Source organism: Novosphingobium umbonatum, assembly GCF_004005905.1.
Classification (GTDB): Bacteria; Pseudomonadota; Alphaproteobacteria; order Sphingomonadales; family Sphingomonadaceae; genus Novosphingobium; species Novosphingobium umbonatum.
This window is the reverse complement of record NZ_SACO01000003.1, coordinates 361,064-382,914: the sequence shown is the minus strand read 5'-3', so window position 1 is coordinate 382,914 and position 21,851 is coordinate 361,064. Positions and strand designations below refer to the sequence as shown.

25 protein-coding genes are annotated in these 21,851 nt (G+C 62.9%); 6 read left to right on the top strand and 19 right to left on the bottom strand.

Annotated features, from left to right (window positions below; all coding sequences use genetic code 11):
* Nucleotides 1-39: 39 nt before the first annotated feature.
* Nucleotides 40-1,971 carry an excinuclease ABC subunit UvrC gene (uvrC, locus tag EOE18_RS06265; RefSeq protein ID WP_127707294.1) on the top strand — a complete coding sequence of 644 codons (1,932 nt, stop codon included), beginning with the start codon at nt 40-42 and terminating at the stop codon, nt 1,969-1,971.
* A gap of 230 nt (nt 1,972-2,201) precedes the next feature.
* Here the strand turns inward: uvrC and EOE18_RS06260 are convergent, their stop codons facing one another.
* From EOE18_RS06260 to EOE18_RS06230, 7 genes are read right to left on the bottom strand one after another with little or no spacing between them, the layout of a single operon-like run.
* On the bottom strand, nt 2,202-3,308 hold the full coding sequence (locus EOE18_RS06260) for a GNAT family N-acetyltransferase (protein ID WP_127707292.1): 1,107 nt from the start codon (nt 3,306-3,308) through the stop codon (nt 2,202-2,204).
* Nucleotides 3,309-3,351: 43 nt separating this feature from the next.
* Nucleotides 3,352-4,215 (bottom strand): thiamine-phosphate kinase, encoded by an 864-nt coding sequence (gene thiL / locus EOE18_RS06255; RefSeq protein ID WP_127707290.1) that lies wholly within the window; start codon nt 4,213-4,215, stop codon nt 3,352-3,354.
* A gap of 11 nt (nt 4,216-4,226) precedes the next feature.
* Nucleotides 4,227-4,694, bottom strand: coding sequence for a transcription antitermination factor NusB (gene nusB / locus EOE18_RS06250; RefSeq protein ID WP_127707288.1), 468 nt, complete (start codon nt 4,692-4,694; stop codon nt 4,227-4,229).
* Nucleotides 4,695-4,698: 4 nt separating this feature from the next.
* Entirely contained in the window at nt 4,699-6,000 is a 1,302-nt protein-coding gene (gene hisD / locus EOE18_RS06245; RefSeq protein WP_127707286.1) for a histidinol dehydrogenase, read from the bottom strand.
* Nucleotides 5,997-6,671, bottom strand: coding sequence for an ATP phosphoribosyltransferase (hisG, locus tag EOE18_RS06240; protein WP_127707284.1), 675 nt, complete (start codon nt 6,669-6,671; stop codon nt 5,997-5,999). The genes hisD and hisG overlap by 4 nt, the downstream gene beginning before the upstream one ends.
* A 60-nt stretch (nt 6,672-6,731) precedes the next feature.
* Nucleotides 6,732-7,613: an alpha/beta fold hydrolase gene (locus EOE18_RS06235; protein ID WP_127707282.1), complete on the bottom strand. Its 882-nt coding sequence runs from the start codon at nt 7,611-7,613 to the stop codon at nt 6,732-6,734.
* Nucleotides 7,610-7,882 carry a BolA family protein gene (locus EOE18_RS06230; RefSeq protein WP_127707280.1) on the bottom strand — a complete coding sequence of 91 codons (273 nt, stop codon included), beginning with the start codon at nt 7,880-7,882 and terminating at the stop codon, nt 7,610-7,612. The genes EOE18_RS06235 and EOE18_RS06230 overlap by 4 nt, the downstream gene beginning before the upstream one ends.
* 69 nt (nt 7,883-7,951) lie before the next feature.
* On the opposite strand from EOE18_RS06230, the gene EOE18_RS06225 reads away from it, so the two are divergent.
* A complete protein-coding gene (locus EOE18_RS06225) occupies nt 7,952-8,554 on the top strand; it encodes a J domain-containing protein (RefSeq protein ID WP_127707278.1) in 603 nt (200 codons plus the stop codon).
* Nucleotides 8,555-8,558: 4 nt separating this feature from the next.
* Here the strand turns inward: EOE18_RS06225 and EOE18_RS06220 are convergent, their stop codons facing one another.
* Together EOE18_RS06220 and EOE18_RS06215 are read right to left on the bottom strand one after the other, a co-directional pair.
* Entirely contained in the window at nt 8,559-9,344 is a 786-nt protein-coding gene (locus EOE18_RS06220; protein ID WP_164852673.1) for a VOC family protein, read from the bottom strand.
* Nucleotides 9,345-9,355: 11 nt separating this feature from the next.
* The gene (locus tag EOE18_RS06215) at nt 9,356-9,991 is read right to left on the bottom strand and encodes a glutathione S-transferase family protein (protein WP_127707274.1); all 636 of its coding nucleotides are present in this window, start codon (nt 9,989-9,991) and stop codon (nt 9,356-9,358) included.
* 76 nt (nt 9,992-10,067) lie between these two features.
* On the opposite strand from EOE18_RS06215, the gene cobS reads away from it, so the two are divergent.
* Entirely contained in the window at nt 10,068-11,060 is a 993-nt protein-coding gene (gene cobS, locus EOE18_RS06210; protein WP_127707272.1) for a cobaltochelatase subunit CobS, read from the top strand.
* A gap of 4 nt (nt 11,061-11,064) precedes the next feature.
* Here the strand turns inward: cobS and EOE18_RS06205 are convergent, their stop codons facing one another.
* The 3 genes from EOE18_RS06205 to fmt form a co-directional block, all read right to left on the bottom strand.
* Complete coding sequence (locus EOE18_RS06205; RefSeq protein WP_127707270.1) at nt 11,065-11,334, bottom strand: hypothetical protein; 270 nt, start codon at nt 11,332-11,334, stop codon at nt 11,065-11,067.
* Between the two features lie 65 nt (nt 11,335-11,399).
* The gene (gene truA, locus EOE18_RS06200; protein ID WP_127707267.1) at nt 11,400-12,152 is read right to left on the bottom strand and encodes a tRNA pseudouridine(38-40) synthase TruA; all 753 of its coding nucleotides are present in this window, start codon (nt 12,150-12,152) and stop codon (nt 11,400-11,402) included.
* Nucleotides 12,149-13,057 (bottom strand): methionyl-tRNA formyltransferase, encoded by a 909-nt coding sequence (gene fmt / locus EOE18_RS06195; protein WP_127707265.1) that lies wholly within the window; start codon nt 13,055-13,057, stop codon nt 12,149-12,151. Before fmt ends, truA begins: the two co-directional genes overlap by 4 nt.
* A 63-nt stretch (nt 13,058-13,120) precedes the next feature.
* On the opposite strand from fmt, the gene recR reads away from it, so the two are divergent.
* From recR to EOE18_RS06180, 3 genes are all read left to right on the top strand, one after another.
* On the top strand, nt 13,121-13,717 hold the full coding sequence (recR, locus tag EOE18_RS06190) for a recombination mediator RecR (RefSeq protein ID WP_127707263.1): 597 nt from the start codon (nt 13,121-13,123) through the stop codon (nt 13,715-13,717).
* Nucleotides 13,718-13,763: 46 nt separating this feature from the next.
* Nucleotides 13,764-14,333 (top strand): peptide deformylase, encoded by a 570-nt coding sequence (locus EOE18_RS06185; RefSeq protein WP_127707261.1) that lies wholly within the window; start codon nt 13,764-13,766, stop codon nt 14,331-14,333.
* A gap of 69 nt (nt 14,334-14,402) precedes the next feature.
* Complete coding sequence (locus EOE18_RS06180; RefSeq protein WP_127707464.1) at nt 14,403-16,010, top strand: DNA recombination protein RmuC; 1,608 nt, start codon at nt 14,403-14,405, stop codon at nt 16,008-16,010.
* A gap of 37 nt (nt 16,011-16,047) precedes the next feature.
* Here the strand turns inward: EOE18_RS06180 and EOE18_RS06175 are convergent, their stop codons facing one another.
* From EOE18_RS06175 to EOE18_RS06145, 7 genes are all read right to left on the bottom strand, one after another.
* Nucleotides 16,048-16,851 carry a TrmH family RNA methyltransferase gene (locus EOE18_RS06175; protein ID WP_127707259.1) on the bottom strand — a complete coding sequence of 268 codons (804 nt, stop codon included), beginning with the start codon at nt 16,849-16,851 and terminating at the stop codon, nt 16,048-16,050.
* Nucleotides 16,852-16,937: 86 nt separating this feature from the next.
* Nucleotides 16,938-17,216 (bottom strand): HPr family phosphocarrier protein, encoded by a 279-nt coding sequence (locus EOE18_RS06170; RefSeq protein ID WP_127707257.1) that lies wholly within the window; start codon nt 17,214-17,216, stop codon nt 16,938-16,940.
* 46 nt (nt 17,217-17,262) lie between these two features.
* Nucleotides 17,263-17,667, bottom strand: a complete 405-nt coding sequence (locus tag EOE18_RS06165) for a PTS sugar transporter subunit IIA (RefSeq protein ID WP_127707255.1) — start codon at nt 17,665-17,667, stop codon at nt 17,263-17,265.
* Nucleotides 17,668-17,776: 109 nt separating this feature from the next.
* Entirely contained in the window at nt 17,777-18,736 is a 960-nt protein-coding gene (rapZ, locus tag EOE18_RS06160) for an RNase adapter RapZ (RefSeq protein WP_127707253.1), read from the bottom strand.
* Nucleotides 18,737-18,796: 60 nt separating this feature from the next.
* On the bottom strand, nt 18,797-19,240 hold the full coding sequence (locus EOE18_RS06155) for an HPr kinase/phosphorylase (protein ID WP_127707251.1): 444 nt from the start codon (nt 19,238-19,240) through the stop codon (nt 18,797-18,799).
* Entirely contained in the window at nt 19,237-20,850 is a 1,614-nt protein-coding gene (locus tag EOE18_RS06150) for a sensor histidine kinase (RefSeq protein ID WP_127707249.1), read from the bottom strand. The genes EOE18_RS06155 and EOE18_RS06150 overlap by 4 nt, the downstream gene beginning before the upstream one ends.
* A gap of 5 nt (nt 20,851-20,855) precedes the next feature.
* Complete coding sequence (locus tag EOE18_RS06145) at nt 20,856-21,638, bottom strand: response regulator transcription factor (protein ID WP_127707247.1); 783 nt, start codon at nt 21,636-21,638, stop codon at nt 20,856-20,858.
* Between the last annotated feature and the right edge of the window lie 213 nt (nt 21,639-21,851).

Here is a 21,851-nt window from a genome sequence, read left to right as displayed (position 1 = left end):
CCTCTCCCCTTTTTATGCGTGATGGCCTAAGGCAGGGCCATGTCCGAGGATGCCCTGAACCCGCCTGACCGCGAAGAAACCCGCTTTCACGAAGACCGCGCCACCAGCCTGATCCGTGGCGATGGCGAGCGCCCCGATCTTGAAACCGGCGTGGCGGCGATCCGCGAGGTGCAGGCGACCTTGCCCCTGCGGCCCGGCGTGTACCGGATGCAGGATGCGCGCGGCGATGTGCTCTATGTGGGCAAGGCGCGGGCGCTGAAAAACCGCGTGGCCAATTATACGCAGGTGGACCGGCTGCCTTTGCGCCTGCAACGCATGGTGGCGCAAACACGCAGCATGACGATTGTGACCACCAACAGCGAGGCCGAGGCTTTGTTGCTGGAAGCGCAATTGATCAAAAGGTTTCGCCCGCCTTACAATGTGCTTTTGCGCGACGATAAAAGCTTTCCCTTCATCCTGCTGCGGTCGGACCATGATTTTCCCCGCATCATGAAGCATCGCGGGGCAAGGCGGGCAGAGGGCAATTATTACGGCCCCTTTGCCAGCGCGGGCAGCGTCAACACCACAATCAACGCGCTGCAAAAGCTGTTTCTGCTGCGATCCTGCACCGACAGTTTCTTCAGCCGCCGCGACCGGCCCTGTTTGCTCTATCAAATCAAGCGTTGCAGCGCGCCTTGCGTCGAGCGGATCAGCGCCAAGGATTATGGCGATCTGGTGCGGCAGGCGAAGGATTTTCTGGGCGGCAAATCCAATGCGGTGCAGCGCGAGATCGAGGCGCAGATGAGCGAGGCCGCCGAGGCTTTGGATTTTGAGCGCGCCGCCATGTTGCGCGATCGTTTGCGGGCGGCGACTTTCATTCAGGGCAGTCAGGCGATCAATGCCGAGGGTGTGCCCAATGCCGACATCTTTGCCATCGCGCAAAAGGCGGGGCAGATGGGGATACAGGCCTTCTTCATCCGTGGCGGGCAGAATTGGGGGCACCGCGCCTTCTTCCCCTCGCGCACCGAAGGGCTGGATGAGGCCGAAGTTTTGCAGAGTTTCCTTGCGCAATTCTATGAGGAAGTGCCGCCGCCGCGGGTTATCCTGCTGGATCGTGCCTTGCCTGAAAGCGAGCTTTTGGCCGAGGCATTAAAGGATGCGGCGGGAGGCAAGGTGGAGATATCGGCCCCGCAGCGCGGCGAGCGCAAGCGATTGGTGGAACAGGCCACGCGCAATGCGGTGGAGGCTCTGGACCGGCGCATGGCCGAGAGCGGCAGCAAGGCCAAGGTCTGGCGCGAGATGGCCGAGTTTCTTGAACTGGACGATCCACAGCGGATCGAGGTTTACGACAATAGCCATATTCAGGGCGCACATGCGCTTGGCGCGATGATCGTTGCGGGGCCGGAGGGGTTCATCAAAGGCCAATATCGCAAATGGAACATCCGCGAGGCCCAGACCAACGACGATTTCGGTATGATGCGCGAGGTGATGATGCGCCGCTTCTCCCGCGCGGCGGAGGAAGATCCCGATCGCGACAAGGGCCTATGGCCCGACCTTGTGCTGATCGACGGCGGCAAGGGGCAGATGAGCGCGGTAAAGGCGGCGCTGGAGGAGATCGGGGTGGAGGACGTCAACCTCGTCGCCATCGCCAAGGGCCCGCATCATGGACGTGACGGGCGCGAAGTCTTCCATTTCCCCGACGGGCGCGAGAAGATGCTGCCGGTCAATTCGCCGGTGCTGTTCCACCTCCAGCGTATGCGCGACGAGGTTCACCGCTTTGTCATCGGTGCCCACCGTGACAAGCGCAGCCGCGCGATCACGGCCAGTCCGCTGGATGAAATTCCCGGCATTGGCCCTGCGCGCAAGCGGGCTTTGCTCTTGCATTTCGGCACGGCCAGCAGGGTGCGGGCGGCGGCTCTGGAGGATTTGATGCGCGCGCCCGGTGTGTCCGAGGCAGTGGCGCGGACGGTGTTTGATTATTACCATCCTTGAGGTTTTTGGAAGGTGCCTCCGGCGGGCAAAGGGCGGGGGCCCTTTGCAAACCCATCAATATCGGTGCCAAGCTTGCCATGCAGCGCCTTTCCGCGAAGCGGTTTATAAAGCCTGCGGCGCTTCGGCTATGCGCATAGCCGCCATTCTATCTTAACCCATTCAAGGGATTGCAAAGGGCCCCCGCCCTTTGCCCGCCGGAGGCACCTTCTAAAAACCCAACGCAGGCAAATTCAGACGTCTCCCACTCGCTCCCGCATCGCCAAAGGCGCAAACACAGCCCGCCGCAATCCGCCGCCAATGGCGATGGAAACTGCCCCGATCCGCCGCCGCTCGCGCCATAGGTGCGGGATCATCGGGTGGCTTTCATCGGCGCAACTGTCCACCCATTGGACATGGGGGTGGGTTAACATGGCGAGATTTTCGCGCTGGAGCAGTACGCCGGGGGAGAAAGCGGCGAGGCTTTCGTCAAAGCAGGTCTTGAACATGAAACCGGCGGGCGGGGTGATGAAACTGGCCAGCATGGCGATGGGGCGGTTGTTTAGGGTGAGGCTCAGTCGTTCCAGCCTGCCACGCTGCGCTGCACCATGCAAGGCTTTGCGCCAGAGCTGTTCGGTATGGGCGGCGCTGGCAAGGGCGGAACCTGCCTTGCCTTTCCATCCTGCGGCTTCCAGGTCGAGGAAGTCCTGCGCCCATGCGTCCACATTTTCGGCATCGCTCTGGCGGCAGAATTGCACTTCGCCCAAGTCCGAAAGTCTGTTGGCTTGTCGCCTGTATTCCTTGCGCTTCTTTCCTGAAACGGTGGCTTCATAATAGGCTTCTGGCGCCAAATTGCTGCGCAGCATAACCTGATTTCTCTGCGCCACCAGCGTGGCGCGGCGACCATCCTCTGCCAAGGCCTGCCGGAATCCTTCGGCTAGCGCACCCTCCAGCGGCAGGTCGGCCAGATGCAGAAACAGGCTCATTCCCCCCTGCGCATCGGCCCATGCCAGCAGCGCCCGCCAAAAGGCGATCTCCATCCCCGCCGCCACCAAAGGCGCCCCGATCAAGCCATTGGGATGCATCCAGCCCGACAGATGGGGGATAGGTCGCCCATAATAGCGCGCCTGCCGAACCACCGGCATCAGGCCCAGCCATTGCCCGCCATTTTCCAGCAGCAACAGTTCCACCTTGCCCTGCCGATCCAGCCCCTCAAGCGCGGGCAGCAAGAACCAGCTTTCAAAAAAGGGATTAGGCTCCACCGCACGCAAGGCCAGCGCTTCCCATGCCGCCACGGCATCAGGCGTCTGCATGGCCTGCCAAGGCACCGCGCGCCATGTGGGGGAGGGGGATTGTCGCATCACTTCCTCCTAACGCGCCAAGGGCGAAGGAAGCGTAAATGGATCAGTGCATGTAGCCCAGATTGCCCTCTGGCACAGCGCCATCCAGCAGCACAGGGTCATCTCCCGCCATTACCGTGCCAATGCGGAAAGCAGGCACAGGCAGGGGGCCGCTGGCGGTGAACAGCAATTGGTAATCATCGCCCCAGCGCAAGGCATCGGCGCGGCGGCTTTCCGGCGCGGCCAGAGGCACGGCGGTGCTGTCCAGCGCCATCGTTACGCCAGAAGCCTTGCCCAGCCTTGCCGCATCCAGCAGCAACCCGTCCGACACATCCATCATCGCGCTGACATGGGGCGCCAAGGCGATACCCTGCGCCAGATGCGCCTGCGGGCGGCGATAGGGCAGGGTGAGCGCCTCATCCTGACTACCGGCCTGTAGAGCCTCAAACCCCATCATCGCCCCGCCCACCGGCCCGCTCAGGTAAATGCCATCGCCCACATGCGCGCCATCTCGCGCGGGCACAGGGCGATGGGAGGCACGGCCCAGAGCGGTCAGGCCCAGCACTTGCGCGCCACTGGAAGCCACCGTGTCCCCGCCCAGCAGGGGCACGTTATAATGTGCCAAGGCCTGATGCAGCCCTTCCAGAAAGCGCGCTTCGTCGCCGGTCAATTGATAGGATAGCAACACACCCACCGGCTGCGCGCCCTTGGCGGCTAGGTCGGAAATGTTGGTGGCCACCAGACGCCATGCCACATCGGCAGGGTCTTGGGTGGGCAGGAAATGATGACCCGCCACCATCGTGTCATGGGTCAACACCAGCAATTCGCCGCCAAAGGGCAAAACCGCCGCATCATCGCGCAGCCCCCGCGCCGCCGGATCGCGGGCGAGGGCGCGCAGCGCCTCGATAAAGGCGAATTCGCCGGTCAGTGCGCGGGCCTTCAGGCCTTGCGCGCGGACTTGGCCAGCGCGTCCAGCACGCCATTGACGAATTTGGCCTCGCGCTCTTCAAAGAAGGCATGGGCCACATCGACATATTCGGTGATGATGGCGGCGGCCGGAATATCCTCGCGCGCGATCACTTCATAGGCACCGGCGCGCAGCACCTGCACCATCGTCTTGTCCAGACGCTCCAGACGCCAGCCCTCGGCCAGCTTTTCGGACAACAGCGCGTCGATTTCGGTGATGCGGGCCAGCACGCCCTTTACCACGTCGTCAAAATGGATGCGGTCGGCATCCACCATCTGCATATCCTCGATTTCAGCGCCCAGACGGTGGCGGTGGAATTCGTCGAGCAATTGCGGCTCGGGCGTGCCTTCCATCTGGTGCTGATACAGGGCCTGCACCGCGGCAAGGCGGGCGGCGGAACGGGCGATGCCCTTTTTGGGCAATTGGGAACGGGCGTTCATGCGATTATCCTTTATGGCCCAGACGGACGGACACCGAAAGTCCATGCGCGGGCAGCCCTTCGGCATCGGCCAGAGCAACAGCGGCAGGCCCTATGGCGGCAAGGGCGGTTTCGTCAAGCTGGAGGAAGCTGGTGCGCTTCATGAAATCAAGCACCGACAGGCCGCTGGCAAAGCGCGCGCGGCGCCCGGTGGGCAGCACGTGGTTCGGCCCCGCCACATAATCGCCAATCGCTTCAGGCGTATGGCGGCCAAGGAAGGCGGAACCGGCATGGCGGATCTGGGCAAACAGGCTTTGCGGATCGTCGGTGGCAATTTCGACGTGTTCCGCCGCGAGACGATTGGCCAGAGCGGCAGCATCGCGCTCCAGATCATCGACCACCACAATCACGCCGAAATCATCCCAGGACTGGCGCGCGGTGGCCTGCGTGGGCAGGCTTTGCAAGGCGCGCTCCACGGCCGCTTCTACCGCATCGGCAAAAGCGGCATCATCGGTGATCAGGATCGACTGCGCCACCGGATCATGCTCGGCCTGACTCAGCAGGTCGGCGGCGATCCAGTCGGGGTTGTTCTTGCCATCGGCCAGCACCAGAATTTCCGAAGGGCCAGCCACCATGTCGATGCCCACCACGCCATAAAGCTGGCGCTTGGCTTCGGCCACATAGGCATTGCCGGGGCCGGTGATGACATCCACCGGTGCTATACGGTCGGTGCCATAGGCCAGCGCGCCCACGGCATGGGCCCCGCCCACGCGCCAGATTTCATCCACACCGGCCAGATGGGCCGCGGCCAGCACCAGATCGTTGAGCGCGCCTTTGGGGGTGGGGGTGACCACCACCAGACGCTGCACGCCCGCCACCTTGGCGGGGATGGCGTTCATCAACAGGCTGGAGGGATAGGCTGCACGGCCACCGGGCACATAAAGGCCCGCCGCATCCACCGGCTTCCACACCGCGCCCAGACGCACGCCTTGCGCATCGGTATAGTCGCGGTCTTCCGGCTTTTGCGCGGCGTGATAGGCGGCGATGCGGGTGGCCGCTGTTTCCAGCGCGGCGCGCAAAGTCGGGTCCAGCGCGTCAAAAGCGGCCTTGCAGGCCTGCGCCGAAATGCGCCAGTCGGCTTCGCTGTCCAGCGTGTGCCCATCGAAGCGGGCGGTGTAATCGGCCAGAGCGGCATCGCCGCGCGCGCGCACATCGGCCAGAATAGCGCTGACCGCGCCCGACACATCGCTATCGCTTTCGCGCCGGTCGGCCACGATACGGGCGAAGGCTGCCTCGAAACCGGCGTCTGTGGCGGAAAGGCGGATCATGCGCCCACCTCTTCCACGCTGGCTTGCCCCGCCATGGCGCGGAACTGTTCCACCAATTCACCCACGCGCGGATCGGTTTTCAGCGCGGCGCGGTTGACGATCAGGCGGGCGGAAATCTGCATGATAACATCGGTTTCGCGCAGGCCGTTTTCCTTCAATGTGCGCCCCGTGGAGACCAGATCGACAATCCGCCCCGCAAGGCCCAGCATCGGGGCCAGTTCCATCGCGCCATTCAATTTGACCACCTCGGCCTGAATGCCTTGGCGTTCGTAATGCTTGCGCGTCAGATTGGGATATTTGCTGGCCACGCGCACATGGCTGGCCGTGGCGGTGCTGGCCGCATCCACCGGCTCGGCCACAGACAGGCGGCAATGGCCGATGTCCAGATCGACCGGCGCATAAAGATCGGCATAGGCAAATTCATCCACCACGTCCGAACCGACAATTCCCGCCTGCGCCGCGCCATGGGCCACAAAGGTGGCTACGTCGAAAGCGCGGACGCGGATCAGCCGCATATCCGAGCCTTCCACCGCGAAAGACAGCGCGCGGGAGGATTTGTCGAAGAATTCCTTGTCGGGCACGACACCGGCGCGCGCCATCAGGGGCAGCGCTTCGTCAAGGATGCGTCCCTTGGGGATCGCGAAAGTGAGCGGTTTGAGCTGTGCAGACATGGGATGCGCCTTAAAGCGCGGGGGGCAAAAGGGCAACCGCCCAGCGCAGCGTCCTTTCGATCAGGATAATCGGTTTTTGCCCATAAAGGCGCTGATCGCCTGATTGACCGCTTCGGGGGCCTGCCAAGGGCTGAAATGGCCGATATCGGGCAGGCGAGTGATGGTGTGATGGGGCACCCATTGCGCCAAGCCGTCCAGATTGGCGGGCAGAAGGGCGGTGTCCGCCTCTCCCCACAGCACCAGCGTGGGGGTGGCGATGGGTTGCGGTGCGGGCGGCGGCGCTGCGGGGGCGGCTGCGTCGGGCAGGGTGATGCCACTGGCGCGATACCAGTTGACCATGGCCAAGGCGGCGGCCGGATCGCGCCATTGTTTCAGCAGTGCTCCCAGTTCTTCCCGCTCCATCGCGCGCAGGGCGCCATCGCCAAAGGCCCGTTGCAGCACCGGGCCAAGGCCATGTTCGGCCAGTACGGGATCAATCGCGGGGTCGCGCAGCAGGTCGATATAGGCGCTGGCCGCCAGTTGGGCCGGATCTGTGTTCAGCACATGCTGGAACAGGGCAGGGTGGGGCGCATTGGCCACCACCAGCGCTTCCAGCCTGTCCGGTGCGGCTGTGGCCACTTCCCAAGCCAGCAATCCGCCCCAATCATGGCCCAGCAGCGTAAAGCGTTCCAGCCCCAGCGCATTGGCCAGTTCCAGCACATCACCCGCCAGACGCGGCGTAGCATAGGCCGCCACATCTGCCGGTTTGGACGATGCGCCATAGCCGCGCAGATCGGGCGCGATGCAGCGATAGGCGCTTTCCAGATGCGCGATCTGGTGCCGCCATGCGCGGTGATTCTCCGGAAAGCCATGCAGGAACAGGCAGGCAGGCGCGTCCTCCGGCCCGCTTTCCCACACGGCCAGCCTCTCACCATCGGACAGGCTGATGTGGCGCAGGCTCATTCCCCCGGTGCGCGGGCGCGGATGGCCAAGGCATGCACCCGCTGGCCCGGAATATCGCCCAGCGCCTTGTTCACCATGCGTTGGCGCATCACGCGGTTTACGCCCGAAAAGGCCGCGCTTTCGATCACCACGGTGAAATGCGATTCGCCGCTTTGATCGTCGCCCATATGCCCTGCGTGATGGTGCGAGTCGTTGATCACCTCCAGCGCGCTGGGCGCGAAGGCCTCGGTCAATAGCGCGGTGATTTCCTGAGCAACGGGGCCGGTCATAAGCGTCCTTTGGGGATGAGGGCAGGGCTTGGCCTTTTCCTTTAGCCCAATTGGCGGCATGGGGAATAGATGAGTCAGGATCGATTCCACGGACGGGTAAAGGGTGCGCAGCGCGGATGCGATTGGCGCGAATGCACAGAGGCGGGCGAGTTTCGCGCGCCCGGCATCAAGCCTTCGGGCTTTGACGGGCCGGGGGATTTCCGCTGGTTCTGCCTTGAACATATCCGCGCCTTCAACGCCAAATATGATTATTTTGCCGGCATGAGCGCCGAGGAAATCTGGGCCGCGCAATCGCCCATTCATGGCTGGGAACGCGAAACGCGTGCCTTTCGCCCCACGGCAGGGGTGGATTCGGCCCCGCGCTGGGCCGATTTTGATGACCCGTTGGAAGCGATTGCTGCCCGCGCCCGTCATGCCAAAAAGGGCTTTGCCAACCGCATGGAGCCGCGCCGCTGGCCCGACGGGCGTTTGGTCTCGCCGGAGGAGCAGCGGGCCTTGGAAGCGCTTGATCTGGAACTGGACGCCAATCGGCGCGACTTGCGCACGCGTTATTCAGACCTGCTCCACCGCTATCACCCCGACCGTAATGGCGGCGACCGCCGTTACGAATCCAAGCTGCAAGCGGTGGTGGAGGCCTATCAATTGTTGCGCAAATTGCCCGGTTTTGCCTGAGGGCTCACGCCACTCTTTTGCCCACCAGCGCGAAACTTGCGCCTTGCGGGTCGCGGCCATGGATGATCCAGTCCTCTCCGGGCACAGGGTCCGGCCCGCGTAGCACCCGCCCGCCATGCGCATTGATCGCGCTGGCGGCGGCATCAATATCGGCCACGCGAATGTAATGGTTCCAGCCAAAACCCTGCGCTTCGGGAATGCGTTGCATGATGGCGCCCATTGTCACGCCATCATGGGCAAGGAATTGGTACTGGCCATAGGCGCCCATATCCAGCGCGCCTGTGACCTCCCATCCGAACAGGGCTTGATAGAAAGCCAGATCGCGGGCCATGTCGGCTGCGGGCAATTCGTTCCAGCCCATGCTGCCGCAATCTTCCACGCTGAAGGACACGCTGGTCTGGCCGCTGCCCATGGCGCGTGGCTGCATCAGATAGAAAGGCGCGCCGCCCGGATCGGTGACCATGGCAAAGCTGCCTTCGTCAATATCCATCCGCGGCATCAGCAATCGCCCGCCTGCGGCCAAGGCGGCGTCGAGCGTGGCGTTGATGTCGTCGACGCCAATATAGCCCACCCATGCCGGATGCGCGCCTTGGGCGATCATCTCCTGCGTCAAAGGCAGCAATCCGCCCACCTCGCGTCCATCGGCACGGGTGATATGGCTGTAATAGAGCGGTGCTTGCCCGCTTAACGGGATCTGCCAACCGGCCACCGCCTCGTAAAAGGCTTTCGCGCCCGCCGCATCACTGGTCATCAATTCATACCAGATCCACGCGCCTTGCAATTTGGTCATGGCTATATCCCTCAGGCAGCAGCAAAAGCGGCGGCTTCCAATTCGGCCACGGCCTGCCATGCGGGGCGGGCGGTCAGGCGGCCATACCAACTGGCCACGCGCGGATAACGGGAGACAGCTAGCGATTCGCCGATGTAGTCCAGTGTCCGCAGCACGCTGCCCACGGCAATGTCGCCGATGGAGAAGTCTCCTGCCAGCCAGCCATCATCGGGCACGCTGGCCTCCAGATAATCCATCGCCGAGGCAAAGGCCTTCATCGCGGCCACGGCGGCACCTTCATCGCCCGGTTTGCCAAACATGCGCGGCACGACAAAGCGGTTGTAAATGGCAGGGCCAGCCTTGGGCACCATGATCGTATCGGCCACTTCCTCGAACCATACCGCGCGGGCGCGGGCGCGGGGTTCGGCCGGATAGAGCGCCGGTTCTGGGTGCAGTGCGTCAAGATAGGCGGCAATGGCGGTGGAATCGCTGATCAGGAAATCGCCATCCTTCAACGCGGGGATCTTGCGGAAAGGGCTGGCGGCCAGAAAATCCTCCGAAGGTTCGGCAAAGCTGAAAGGCGGGTTTTCAAAGGCCAGCCCCTTTTCTGCCAGCACCAAAGCGGCCTTGCGCACGAAAGGCGAAAACAGCGCACCCATCAGTTCCATGAATCGATCTCCCTTTATGCCCTATTCTGGTCAAAGATATTGCAGCGCGAAGGGGCAACGTATAGTCGTTTTCGCGATGACCCAGATTCTTGATATCCAGCCCGACAGCCGCTCCACCACCATTCTGAGCGCTCCCGACACCAGCGTTGATGTGCGCGAGGTGTTTGGCATCGACATTGACATGCATGTGCCCGCCTTTTCGGTGGCGGATGAACGCGTGCCCGATCGTGATGACACCTATGTGTTTGATCCGGACACGACTTTGGCGATTTTGGCCGGTTTTGCCTTTAACCGCCGCGTGATGGTGCAGGGCTATCACGGCACGGGTAAATCCACCCATATCGAGCAAGTGGCCGCGCGCCTTAACTGGCCCTGCGTGCGTATCAATCTGGACGCGCATATCAGCCGTATCGACCTGATCGGCCGCGATGCCATCGTGTTGAAGGATGGCCAGCAGATCACCGAATTCCGCGAGGGCATTCTGCCTTGGGCGCTGCAAACTCCTACCGCTCTGGTGTTTGACGAATATGACGCGGGCCGCCCCGACGTGATGTTCGTGATCCAGCGCGTGCTGGAAACCGAGGGCAAGCTGACCCTGCTGGACCAGAACCGCGTGATCCGCCCTTCCAAGTGGTTCCGTATGTTCGCCACGGCCAACACCGTTGGTCTGGGCGACACCAGCGGGCTTTATCATGGCACGCAGGCGATCAATCAGGGCCAGATGGACCGCTGGAACATGGTGGTGGCGCTGAACTATCTGCCCCATGCCACCGAGACGGGCATTGTGCACAAGAAGGTGCCGAACCTGCCGGAAAAGACCATTGCCGATATGGTGCGCGTGGCCGACCTGACCCGCGCCGGTTTCATCAATGGCGACATTTCCACCGTGATGAGCCCCCGCGCGGTCATCACCTGGGCGCAGAACACCGAGATCTTCAAGGATGTCGGCTTTGCCTTCCGCCTGTCCTTCTTGAACAAGTGTGACGAGACGGAGCGCGTGTTGGTGGCTGAATATTACCAGCGCGTGTTTGGCACGGAATTGCCGGAAAGTGTGGTGGCGAAGGCTTGAGGGATCAATCGCCGCCCCAGCGCCAGCGGGGCGGCTCTCCCTTGCGATAGCATATGGCGATGAGGGCCGCTGTTGCGATCAGTACGGTGATCGTGCTGACCGCTGCCCCTTTGCCACCGGACCAAGATAGGATGGCGGGCAAAAGCGGCGTTGCCATGACGATCAAAGTATAGACTGTCAGCACCGTCCAGCCTTGCCAGCAGAGTGGTACTCCCCAACCCCAGCCATAGCGTTTGGCGGGAAACCAATATTTCGGCTGTTCTGTATCTTTCATGGGCCAAGTCCTACCTGTTGGCGTATTGTCAAAATATACCTCGGCAGAACGTTCGGCAAATTGTTTTACCCCAACTCCTCCGGATAAAACGCCCGATCAAAATACAGCCCACAGGAAGGTGCATTCAGCCCCAGCGCCTTCCGCTCCCGCGCTTCCAGCGCTTCGCCCATTTGCTCCACCCGCCAGCGGCCTAGGCCCACCAGAGCGAGGCAGCCGACCATCGAGCGTACTTGATGGTGGAGATAGGAGCGCGCCGAGGTGGTGATGACCACCATGTCCCCATCGCGCCGCACGTTTAAGGTGTCGAGCGTTTTGACCGGCGATTGGGCCTGACAATGGACCGAGCGGAAGGTGGTGAAATCATGCAGGCCGATCAGGCTTTGCGCGGCTTCATGCATGGCTTCCGCGTCCAAGGGCTGCGTTACCAGCCATGCGCGGTTGGCCTCCAGCGTTAAAGGCGCGCGGCGGTTGGCGATCTGGTAAATATAGCTGCGGCCAATGCAGGAAAAGCGGGCGTGCCAGTCATCGGGCACAATCTGGCAATCGAGCACGGCAATGGGTGCGGGGCGCAGGTGATAATTGATCGCTTCCATCAGACGGAAGGGGGCAATGTCTTTTGCCACCTCCACATGGGCGCGCATGGCCAAGGCATGGACGCCAGCATCCGTGCGGCCAGCGGCAAACATCACCACTTTCTCGCCGGTCACGCGGGTGATGGCTTCTTCGACGGCTTGCTGCACCGAAGGACCATGCGCTTGGCGTTGCAGGCCCATGAAAGGCGTGCCGTCAAATTCCAGAGTGAGGGCAAAGCGTGTCATGCGAGCAAGGTTCCGGCAGGGATGGGGCGGCCGCGCAGCAGGTCGGCGCTGGGCATGGCGGGTTTGCCTGCGCGTTGAACGGTCAGCACGCGAATCGCGCCCGAGCCGCAGGCGATGGTCAATATGTCGTCCAGCGTGGTGCCAGCCTCGCCCGAGCCTTCCGCCAGTTCAGCGGCCAGCACCTTGTAACGCTCGCCCTCCAGTTCAAAGAAGGCCCCCGGCGCGGGCATGAAAGCGCGGATCTGGCGCAAGACCTGCTGCGCGCTGGCGGAGAAAACGAGGCGGGCTTCGGCCTTGTCGATTTTGTGGGCATAGGTGATGTCGTCGTCAGGCTGCGCATGGGGCGGATAGGCTTCCAGATCGGCCAGCACCTGCACGATCAGCTCCGCCCCCATAGCGGCCAGTTCCTGCGTCAATTCGCCGGTGGTTTTGCCCGCAATCGGCGTGCGCCCTTCCAGGCGCACAGGGCCAGTGTCCAGCCCCGCCTCCATCTGCATGATGCCAATGCCGGTTTCGGCGTCCCCCGCCAGAATCGCCCGCTGGATCGGCGCCGCCCCGCGCCAGCGCGGCAGCAGCGATCCATGCAGGTTGAGGCAGCCATGCTTGGGCGCGGCCAGCACCGCCTTGGGCAGGATCAGGCCATAGGCGGCCACCACGGCAACATCGGCCTGCAAAGCGGCAAAGGCTTCCTGTTCCTCCGGACCTTTCAGCGAGACGGGATGGCGCACTTCTATCCCCAGTTCCAGCGCGCGTTTGTGCACGGGGGATGGCGTCAATTCCCGCCCGCGGCGGCCACCGGGGCGCGGGGGCTGGCTGTAAACGGCCACCACCTCGTGCCCCGCCGCCACCAAAGCCTCCAGTGCCGGCACCGCGAATTCCGGCGTGCCCATATAGATGATGCGCATAAGTCTTGCCCTTGCCCTGCTGGCCTCTTTGCCTTGTTGGCCCGATGCCCTATCTGGGCGCGCATGGCATCGCAAGAGATCGAAACACTGGCGCAAGGATTGGCGCGTCTGCCGGGACTGGGGCCGCGTAGCGCGCGGCGGGCGGTTCTGTGGCTTATCAAGCGGCGCGACACGGCGCTGGTGCAATTGCTGGACGCGCTGGAAGTGTTGAAAGACCGTCTGGTGGAATGCGACACTTGCGGCAATGTGGATACGTGCAATCCCTGCCAGATTTGCGCGGATACGCGGCGCGAGGCGCGCTCGATCTGCGTGGTGGAGGATGTGGCGGACCTGTGGGCGCTGGATCGCGCGCGGCTGTTTACCGGCAAATATCATGTTCTGGGCGGGCGCTTGTCGGCGCTGGACGGGGTGCGGCCGGAGGACCTCTCTATCGCGCCCTTGATCGAGCGCGTGGCTCGCGGCGGGATTGACGAGGTGGTGCTGGCCATGAATGCCACGCTGGAGGGGCAGACCACCGCACATTATATTGCCGAAAGGCTGGAAGGCATGGCGGTGCGGGTGACGCAGCTGGCCCATGGCCTGCCGGTGGGGGGCGAGCTGGACTATCTGGACGAGGGAACCTTGGCGCAGGCGCTGCGGGCCAGAAGGCCGGTTTCCTGATCAGAGGGGCCTTGCGCGGCGGGGCGCTGCGGCCTATCTGCCATCCATGGCTATTCGACCGATATTGGAAGCGCCCGATGCGCGCCTGAAGCAGATTTCTGCCCCTGTCACTGCGTTCGATGATGAACTCAAGGCGCTGGTGCAGGACATGTTTGACACGATGTATGACGCGCCCGGCATTGGCCTGGCCGCGATCCAGATCAACGTGCCGCTGCGCGTGGTGGTGGTGGATCTTCAGCCTGAAGACCCCGATGCCGAGCCGGAAGTCTGCACCGCCCATGGCGGGCATGAGCATACGCATCAGCCTACCAAGCGCGAGCCGCATGTTTTCATCAACCCCGAAATCCTTGATCCGTCGGAAGATCTTTCCGTTTATCAGGAAGGGTGCCTGTCGGTTCCCGATATTTTCGCCGATGTGGAACGCCCCGCCACCTGTCGCCTGCGTTGGCAGGATGTGGATGGCAATGTGCATGAACAGCAGCTGGAAGGCCTGATGGCCACCTGCATCCAGCACGAGATGGACCATTTGGAAGGCATTCTGTTCATCGATCACCTGTCGCGATTGAAGCGCAATATGGCGTTGAAGAAGCTGGAAAAGGCCCGCAAGCTGGGTTGATTTGACGGGGGTTAGGCGCTATGTTCACTTTCTGTTCTGGTGGAGTGGAAAGTGGACCCGTCAATCCTGATGTTCGTTCTGGCGCTGATCGTGGTCGCGCTGGTGTTTGGTTTTGTGGGCTATCGCCTTGGCGGGCAGCCTGTGGGCGAATGGCGCCAGCGGGTCGACCAGCGCGAGGCGGATTTGCGCGAGGTGGAAAGCCGCCTGCGCGAATTGGACGAGCGCTTCCGCGCGGCCATCACCGAACTGGCCGGCGCGGAGGAGCGCGCTTCCCGCAGCGATATTCTGGCGCGATCCTTGGGCGAGGCACAGCAGGAGCGCGAACAATTGCGCGCCGAACTGGCCCGCGTGATGCAGAGCGAAGATGATTTGCGCGCCCATGTGGGCCGTCTGCGCGAGGTGGACGAGAAATTCCGCCGCGCGATCAGTGAATTGGCCACCGCAGAAGAGCGCGCCCTGCATGCCGACAAGCTTGCCCAGCAAGTGGCCGAGATGCAGCGCGAGCGCGAGCAGCTTCATGCCGAACTGGCGCATATGAAGGCGCAGGCCGAACATTTTGCCGAGCAGCAAAAGCTCTTGCTGGAAGCGCAGGACAAGCTGAAGCGCGAATTTGAAAATGCCGGTGCCAAGGTTCTGGCGCAGGCGCAGGAACAATTCCTGTCGCGTGCCGAGGCCCGTTTTGCCGAAAGTGAAAAGACCAGCGCGGAGCGGATCAAGACCGTGCTGGCGCCGGTGGGCGAGCGTTTGCAGGCCTATGAGCAGCAAGTTGCCGCGCTGGAACGCACCCGCGCTGACAGTTTCGGGCAATTGACCGGCCTCATTAATTCCATGCGCGAGGGGCAGGAAAAGGTGCGCGAGGAAGCGGCGCGTCTGGGAAACAGCTTGCGCAATGCGCCCAAGGCCCGCGGCCGCTGGGGCGAGCAGCAATTGCGCAATGTGCTGGAGCAATGCGGGCTGGCCGAGCACACCGATTTTGTGACCGAACATTCGATCGATACCGATGAAGGCCGCCTGCGCCCCGATGCAATCGTGAATATCCCCGGCCAGAAGAAACTGGTGATCGATGCCAAGGTCTCACTCAACGCCTATCAGGAAGCATTCGAGGCGCAGGATGACACGGCGCGCGATCTGGCGCTGGCGGCGCATGTGGCCTCTATGCGCAACCATGTGCAGACCTTGGGCACCAAGAGCTATCAAAGCCAGTTTGAAGATGCGCCCGATTATGTGGTGATGTTTGTGCCGGGCGAACATTTTGTGGCGGCGGCTTTGGAGAAGGATCCCGAGCTTTGGGATTATGCGTTCCGCAACAAGGTCTTGCTGGCCACACCTACCAATCTGGTGGCGATTGCCCGCACCGTGGCGCAGGTCTGGCGGCAGGACAAGTTGGCGCAGGAAGCGCGCGAGATCGGCAAGCTGGGTGGCGAGCTTTATGACCGTCTGGGCGTGGCGGTCGATCACCTGAAACGCATGGGGAGCGGCTTGTCCAGCACGGTGGACAATTACAACAAGTTCGTCGGCAGCTTTGAACGCAATGTGATGTCCGCCGGTCGCCGTCTGCGTGACAAGGGGGTGGAGATCGGCAAGCGTGAGCTGGAGGATGTGCCCTTGGTGGACAATCGCCCGCGCCATGATGTGCCGCTGGAAACGCCCGCGCTGCCTTGGCCGGATGGGGAATGAAGGGAAGGGGCGGGTGTTAAATCCCGCCCTTTTCGTTTTAGCCCGCGTCCAGTGTGGCCAGCACTTCATAGGCCAGCACGGCGCCGGCCACAGCGGCGTTGAGACTGTCGGCGCGCCCCTTCATCGGCATGGTGACGCGCAGGTCGCAGGCCAGTTCATAGTCCTCGGGCAGGCCCTGCGACTCATTGCCCACCATCACAAAGCACGGTCCAGCATAAGGCGCGCCGCGATAGGGCACCGCTTCACGCAGGGAGGCCGCCACCAACTGCCCAGCATCCGCGCGCAGCCATGGCAGGAATTCTTCCCAACGCGCCATGGCCAGTTTCTGGGTGAAGATGGCGCCCATGCTGGCGCGCACGGCTTCCACGCTGAAAGGGTCCACGCAATCATCCAGCAGGATCAAACCGCCCGCGCCCACGGCATCGGCCGTGCGCAACATCGTGCCCAGATTGCCCGGATCGCGCATCGCCTGAGCCACCAGCCACAGCGGCGCGGCATGACGGTCCACGCCCGACAGCGATGTGTCAAATTCGCTGAACAGTCCGCAAACCGCCTGAGGATTATCCTTGCCGGTGATTTTGGACAGGATGTCCTCGCTGGTTTCCACCACTTCGCCACCGGCGGCCAGAACGTCACGCTCCAGCGCGTCCAGAAGGGGGTGGGGATCACGCCCCTGCGCCATCACCAGCATTTCGGGAATGCGCCCAGATTCCCGCGCATCGGTCAGCAGGCGTAGGCCCTCGGCCAGAAACTTGCCCTCGCGCTTGCGATGCTTCTTTTCACGCAGGGATTTGAGGAATTTGACGGTGGGGTTGGAAAAGCCGGTGATGCTGCGGCGCATGGGAAATCGGGCCTTCTGGCAAGGAAAGCGCGAGCCTATAGCTGGCCGGACGCCATCTGTCGAACCCTAGCCGTAAGCCTACCGGATCAGTCTTCGCCGAAACCGTCTTTGACCAGACCGGACAGCTTGGCCAGCGCCATATCCGCGCCATCGCCCGCCACCACAATGTCCACACTGTCGCCGCGCGCCGCGCCCAGCATCATCAGGCCCAGAATCGAACCGCCAGCAGCTTCATTGCCGTCCTTCAGCACTTTAACGTCGAGCCCGCCCGGCAGCATGGCCACCATATTGACGAATTTTGCGCTGGCCCGCGCATGCAAACCTTTGGCGTTGATGATTTCGACGGTTTCCCGCGCTTCTGCCATGTATCCCTCACACCCTGTTTTGTTTTTTGGTTTTAAACGAGATGGATCAGCAATCCTGACCCAGAAATTCCGACGCGATCGTGATGTAATTACGCCCCGCATCGCGCGCAGCCTGCACCGCGCTTTGCACATTGCCGCCACGGCGCGCACCGGCCAGACGGATCAGCATGGGCAGGTTAATGCCCGCGATCACTTCCACACGGCCCGTTTCCATCAAGGAAATCGCCAGATTGGAAGGCGTGCCGCCGAACAGGTCGGTCAAGACCACCACGCCATCGCCGCTGTCGACGGTACGGATCGCCTCGGCAATCTCCTTGCGGCGGCGTTCCACATCGTCATTGGGTCCGATGCAGACCGTGGCCACGGCTTCCTGCCGGCCCACCACATGTTCCATCGCGCGGACGAATTCTTCGGCCAATTTGCCATGCGTGACCAGAATGAGCCCGATCATGCGGCCATGCCTCCAAACAGGGGGCGGGGCAGGGATGGGAGCGACAGAGCCATGCTGAAACTGAAACCTTTCACGGGCGATGTGCTTTGACGGAACGTGGCGGCAATTTTCATTGCGCCGCGCCCCGCTCCACCAGGTCGGCCGCGCGCGAACCCAGATTGCGGTGGAGAATAGTGGGCGAAAATCCCGAAGCGCGCAAGGCCGCGCCCATCTGTTCGGCCATGAAAACCGAACGGTGGCGCCCGCCGGTGCAGCCAAAGGCGATATGGACATAGGCCTTGCCTTGGCTGGCAAAGCGCGGGATCAGTTGGAGAAGCAGGTCCCGAATGCGCGAAAAGGCCTCGTCAAAAGCCGGATCGCGGCGGATAAATTCGCCAATCGGCGCTTCCTTGCCGGTCATCGGTCGCAAGACTTTGTCCCAATGCGGATTGTCCAGAAAGCGCATGTCGAACACGAAATCGGCCACCGGCGGCATGCCTTTGGCAAAACCGAAGCTGGTGATGGTCAGCGTCAAGGCGGGCCCTGCCTCGGGGGCGAATTGTTCGCGCATCGCCTGTTGCAGGGCGTTGGCGGAAAAGCGGGTGGTGTTGACCACCAGATCGGCCCAGCGGCGCAGGGATTCCATCACCTCGCGCTCGGCGGCGATACCGGCGGACACCGGCATGTCCGCGGCCAGATGGTGGCGGCGGCGCGTTTCATTATAGCGCCGTTCCAGTTCCGGCCCGTCGCAATCGAGGAAAAGCGTGGTCAGTTCCAAATCCTCGCGCTGGCTCAGTCGCTTGACCAGTTCGACCACGGCTTTCGGGTCAAAACCGCGGGTGCGCGAATCAAAGCCGATGGCGACATTCTCGCTTAACTCGCGGCCCGATTTGGGCGCTTCCTCGCCCCTGTCGAGCAGGCGTTCCAGCAGGCGGATGGGGAAATTGTCGATCGTCTCCCATCCCAGATCCTCCAGCGCGCGCAACGCGGTGGTTTTGCCCGCGCCCAGCACGCCCGTCACCAGCAGAATGCGCTGGCGCTGGCTATTGGCCGCTTCATCGGCGGGGGGCGGGGGAGCATGCAGGGTCATTGCTGTTCTTTTGCTTTGCTCTTGTCGAAAAGGGAAGGGGGTCTTTCCATGTAAATTCCCTTATTTCTCAAGCGGGGCGCTGGGCAGGCCATAGTGACGCAGCGCCCATTCCGCTCGCAAATGCAGCACGGGACTGTCGGGCCACAGGGTAATATGCGGCAGATCGACGGCGCCCAGCCTGCGAATCGGGGCCTGTTCAATATAACGTGGAGCATCGCGCGAAAGGGATAGGACGAAAGCCACAGGCGCGGCATCGACCACCGGCATAGGCACCAGCCCCAGCCCGCGAATCTCCATCAATCCGCGTGTGTTGGGATGGGGGCGGGCCAATAAACGCCCATCGACCACCTCCAGCATCACGCTATCATCGCCGACAAAGCCCGCCCCGCGATCGATCAGCGCCAGCGCCAGCGAGGATTTGCCCGCACCCGGTGCGCCCTCGATCAGCACGCCGCGCCCCTCGATCACCACGCATCCGGCCTGATGGGCAAAGGGGGCGCTCATCCCTCGTCTTCCTCCGGCGGGGTAAAGGCGGGCAATTCCATCACCAGCCTTGCCCCCTTCATCGGGGGCAGCGGGTCTTGCGCGGTCAGGCTGCCATCATGGGCCTCCACAATCGTGCGTGCAATGGCCAGACCCAGCCCGCTATGTGCGCCAAAATCCTCGGCCGAGGGGCGCAGCGAATGGAAGCGCTGGAACACTCTTTCCCGCGCGGCGACGGGAATGCCGGGGCCGTTGTCGGCAATCTCGACCGTGATGGTTTCGGGCGCAACGCCAAGCGCAGCCTCGGGCGAGGCCAGGATGCTGATGCTGACCACGCCCTGCGGCGGGGAAAAAGACACCGCATTGTCGAGCAGATTGTCAAACACACGCTCCAGCCTTGCCGCCACGCCGGCCACCATGGCGGGGGCTTCACAGGCCAGCTCCAAGCGGCAATCGCGGTTGGCGCCGCGCCTTTGCCGATTGTCCACCAAGGCGCGGGCCAGTTGCGTTAGATCGACCGGCTCAAAAGTCGTGCGCGCCAGTTCAGCATCGATCCGGCTTGCCTCTGCAATCTCTGTGATCAGGCGGTCGATGCGCTGTACATCATGGCCGGCAATATCCATCAATTGACGGCGCAGAGCGGGATCTTCCACCTTGTCCAGCGTTTCCAATGCGCTGCGTAAAGAGGCCAGCGGGTTCTTGATCTCATGCGCCACATCGGCGGCAAAGCCTTCGACCGAATCCATCCGCTCGCGCAGGGCCTTGCTCATGTCGGATAGGGCGCGGGCCAAAAGGCCGATTTCATCCCCGCGATCGGGCAGGCGCGGCACCACCACCGCGCGGTCCCGCCCCAGTCGCACCCGCACCGCCGCCCGTACCAGCAGGCGCAAAGGCTGCACAATCGTGCGCGCCAGAAAAAGCGAGAGATAGACCGTCAGCAGCAGCGCAACGCCGACAATGATGGCCAAGGTTTGCCGCGCATCGCGCACGCTTTGCGTCACGTCACGGGCATTTTGCTGCACCAGCAGCACCGATCCGCGCGCGCCCAGCGGGGTGGCTGTGCTGATCAAAGGCGTGCGGTCGGGCGCATAGCTTTCCTGCACCACTGTGCTGCCGCTGGCCTTGGCTTGCACCGCCTCCGGCCAGTTTTCCAGACGCGATATGCCTTGCGGTTCGGCATAGGCGGGCACTTCGGGGGCGAGCAGCAGCCAGTCCATGCCGCGATCGAGCAGGCGGGCGGCTTGCAGATACCAAGGCTGGCGCGCCGGATCCTCCAGCGTGAAGGAGGGCGGGGCGAGGGTAAAACTATCGGCCACCAAAGCGCCGTCGCCGTCAAAAATCCGCAGGCGCAGGTGCTGCCTTTGGCCGATGGAGGTCAGCACCGCCAGCCTTGCCCCCGCATTGGCCTGCGCCAGCGCCTCGGCGGCAATCTCGGCCTCGCTGCTGGCGCGTTTGAAACGCTCGCCCAGCACTTCGCGGCGGTAGGAGTCGATATAGAGCAGGCTGAAGGCGATCAGCGCCAGCACCACAATATTGACCGCCAGAATGCGCGTGGTGAGCGATACGCCCCGCCATGGCGCGCCCCGTCGCAGGGCGGCAAGGCGGCGGCGCGTATCATCATCGCGGCGCATGGGGATTACCCTTCGGCAAAGGAATAGCCCGCGCCATAAAGCGTTTCGATGGCGGAAAATGTCGGGTCCACCGCGCGGAATTTGCGGCGCAGGCGCTTGATATGCGAATCGATGGTGCGATCATCGACATAGGTGTCGTCGCTATAGGCGCAGTCCATCAACTGGTTGCGGCTGCGGATTACGCCCGGCCGGGTGGCCAAAGCTTCCAGAATGAGGAATTCGGTGACGGTGAGCGAAACCGGCTTGTCGGCCCAGCGCACCTCGTGGCGGGCAGGGTCCATGCTCAGGCGGCCACGGCGCACCAGTTCCGGCTGTGGCGCGGCGGGCGCATCGGGCGCGGCGGCGGCCTTGTCGGCGCGGGCAACCTCGACGCGGCGCAGGATAGCGCGGATGCGGGCGACCAGCAGGCGCTGGCTGAAAGGCTTGGTGATATAATCATCCGCGCCCATGGCCAGACCCAACGCCTCGTCCGGCTCCTCGTCCTTGCTGGTGAGGAAGATAACCGGCAGCGCCGATTTCTCACGCAGCCGTTGCAGCAGTTCCAGCCCGTCCATGCGCGGCATTTTAATGTCGAACACCGCCAGATCAGGCGGATTGTCCAGCAGGGCGCGCAGGGCCGTCGCACCATCGGCATAGACGCGGGTGGTAAAACCCTCGGCCTGCAAACCGATGGAAACGCTGGTCAGGATGTTGCGGTCATCATCGACCAAAGCGATGGTGTAGGTTGGCGTCGCCTCGGCATCCTGATGCGGAGCGCTTTGGGCAGCGCCGGTTCGGGGTTCATCCATGGGGTCGATCCATGCGGGGCACCAGCTTGAAAGATGCAATTATACAGGTCCCAAGGCCTAGCGATGAGTGGCAGGCTTGGCAATGAAATGTGGCGGGAGAGCGCTGGAGAGTCTCCATTCGGGACTTGTCGCATTTGTCTGACAAACGGCTAAAATCAGGGATTTTTGCAAAGGCGGTTTGACGAAACGGGCTGGCTATATTATCCGAAAGTT

Excerpts from the sequence above, each read along its gene's own strand:
- nusB (WP_127707288.1), bottom strand. The coding sequence starts at position 4,694 with ATGAACGCCCGTTCCCAATTGCCCAAAAAGGGCATCGCCCGTTCCGCC.
- EOE18_RS06165 (WP_127707255.1), bottom strand. The coding sequence starts at position 17,667 with ATGATCGGGCTCATTCTGGTCACGCATGGCAAATTGGCCGAAGAATTC.
- EOE18_RS06235 (WP_127707282.1), bottom strand. The coding sequence starts at position 7,613 with ATGAGCCTGCGCCACATCAGCCTGTCCGATGGTGAGAGGCTGGCCGTG.
- EOE18_RS06185 (WP_127707261.1), top strand. The coding sequence starts at position 13,764 with ATGGCTATTCGACCGATATTGGAAGCGCCCGATGCGCGCCTGAAGCAG.
- EOE18_RS06225 (WP_127707278.1), top strand. The coding sequence starts at position 7,952 with ATGAGTCAGGATCGATTCCACGGACGGGTAAAGGGTGCGCAGCGCGGA.
- EOE18_RS06220 (WP_164852673.1), bottom strand. The coding sequence starts at position 9,344 with ATGACCAAATTGCAAGGCGCGTGGATCTGGTATGAATTGATGACCAGT.
- hisD (WP_127707286.1), bottom strand. The coding sequence starts at position 6,000 with ATGATCCGCCTTTCCGCCACAGACGCCGGTTTCGAGGCAGCCTTCGCC.
- uvrC (WP_127707294.1), top strand. The coding sequence starts at position 40 with ATGTCCGAGGATGCCCTGAACCCGCCTGACCGCGAAGAAACCCGCTTT.
- EOE18_RS06260 (WP_127707292.1), bottom strand. The coding sequence starts at position 3,308 with ATGCGACAATCCCCCTCCCCCACATGGCGCGCGGTGCCTTGGCAGGCC.
- rapZ (WP_127707253.1), bottom strand. The coding sequence starts at position 18,736 with ATGACCCTGCATGCTCCCCCGCCCCCCGCCGATGAAGCGGCCAATAGC.
- hisG (WP_127707284.1), bottom strand. The coding sequence starts at position 6,671 with ATGTCTGCACAGCTCAAACCGCTCACTTTCGCGATCCCCAAGGGACGC.
- fmt (WP_127707265.1), bottom strand. The coding sequence starts at position 13,057 with ATGCGCATCATCTATATGGGCACGCCGGAATTCGCGGTGCCGGCACTG.
- cobS (WP_127707272.1), top strand. The coding sequence starts at position 10,068 with ATGACCCAGATTCTTGATATCCAGCCCGACAGCCGCTCCACCACCATT.
- EOE18_RS06175 (WP_127707259.1), bottom strand. The coding sequence starts at position 16,851 with ATGCGCCGCAGCATCACCGGCTTTTCCAACCCCACCGTCAAATTCCTC.
- EOE18_RS06215 (WP_127707274.1), bottom strand. The coding sequence starts at position 9,991 with ATGGAACTGATGGGTGCGCTGTTTTCGCCTTTCGTGCGCAAGGCCGCT.
- truA (WP_127707267.1), bottom strand. The coding sequence starts at position 12,152 with ATGACACGCTTTGCCCTCACTCTGGAATTTGACGGCACGCCTTTCATG.
- EOE18_RS06155 (WP_127707251.1), bottom strand. The coding sequence starts at position 19,240 with ATGAGCGCCCCCTTTGCCCATCAGGCCGGATGCGTGGTGATCGAGGGG.
- EOE18_RS06205 (WP_127707270.1), bottom strand. The coding sequence starts at position 11,334 with ATGAAAGATACAGAACAGCCGAAATATTGGTTTCCCGCCAAACGCTAT.
- EOE18_RS06145 (WP_127707247.1), bottom strand. The coding sequence starts at position 21,638 with ATGGATGAACCCCGAACCGGCGCTGCCCAAAGCGCTCCGCATCAGGAT.
- recR (WP_127707263.1), top strand. The coding sequence starts at position 13,121 with ATGGCATCGCAAGAGATCGAAACACTGGCGCAAGGATTGGCGCGTCTG.
- EOE18_RS06230 (WP_127707280.1), bottom strand. The coding sequence starts at position 7,882 with ATGACCGGCCCCGTTGCTCAGGAAATCACCGCGCTATTGACCGAGGCC.
- EOE18_RS06170 (WP_127707257.1), bottom strand. The coding sequence starts at position 17,216 with ATGGCAGAAGCGCGGGAAACCGTCGAAATCATCAACGCCAAAGGTTTG.
- EOE18_RS06180 (WP_127707464.1), top strand. The coding sequence starts at position 14,403 with ATGTTCGTTCTGGCGCTGATCGTGGTCGCGCTGGTGTTTGGTTTTGTG.
- EOE18_RS06150 (WP_127707249.1), bottom strand. The coding sequence starts at position 20,850 with ATGCGCCGCGATGATGATACGCGCCGCCGCCTTGCCGCCCTGCGACGG.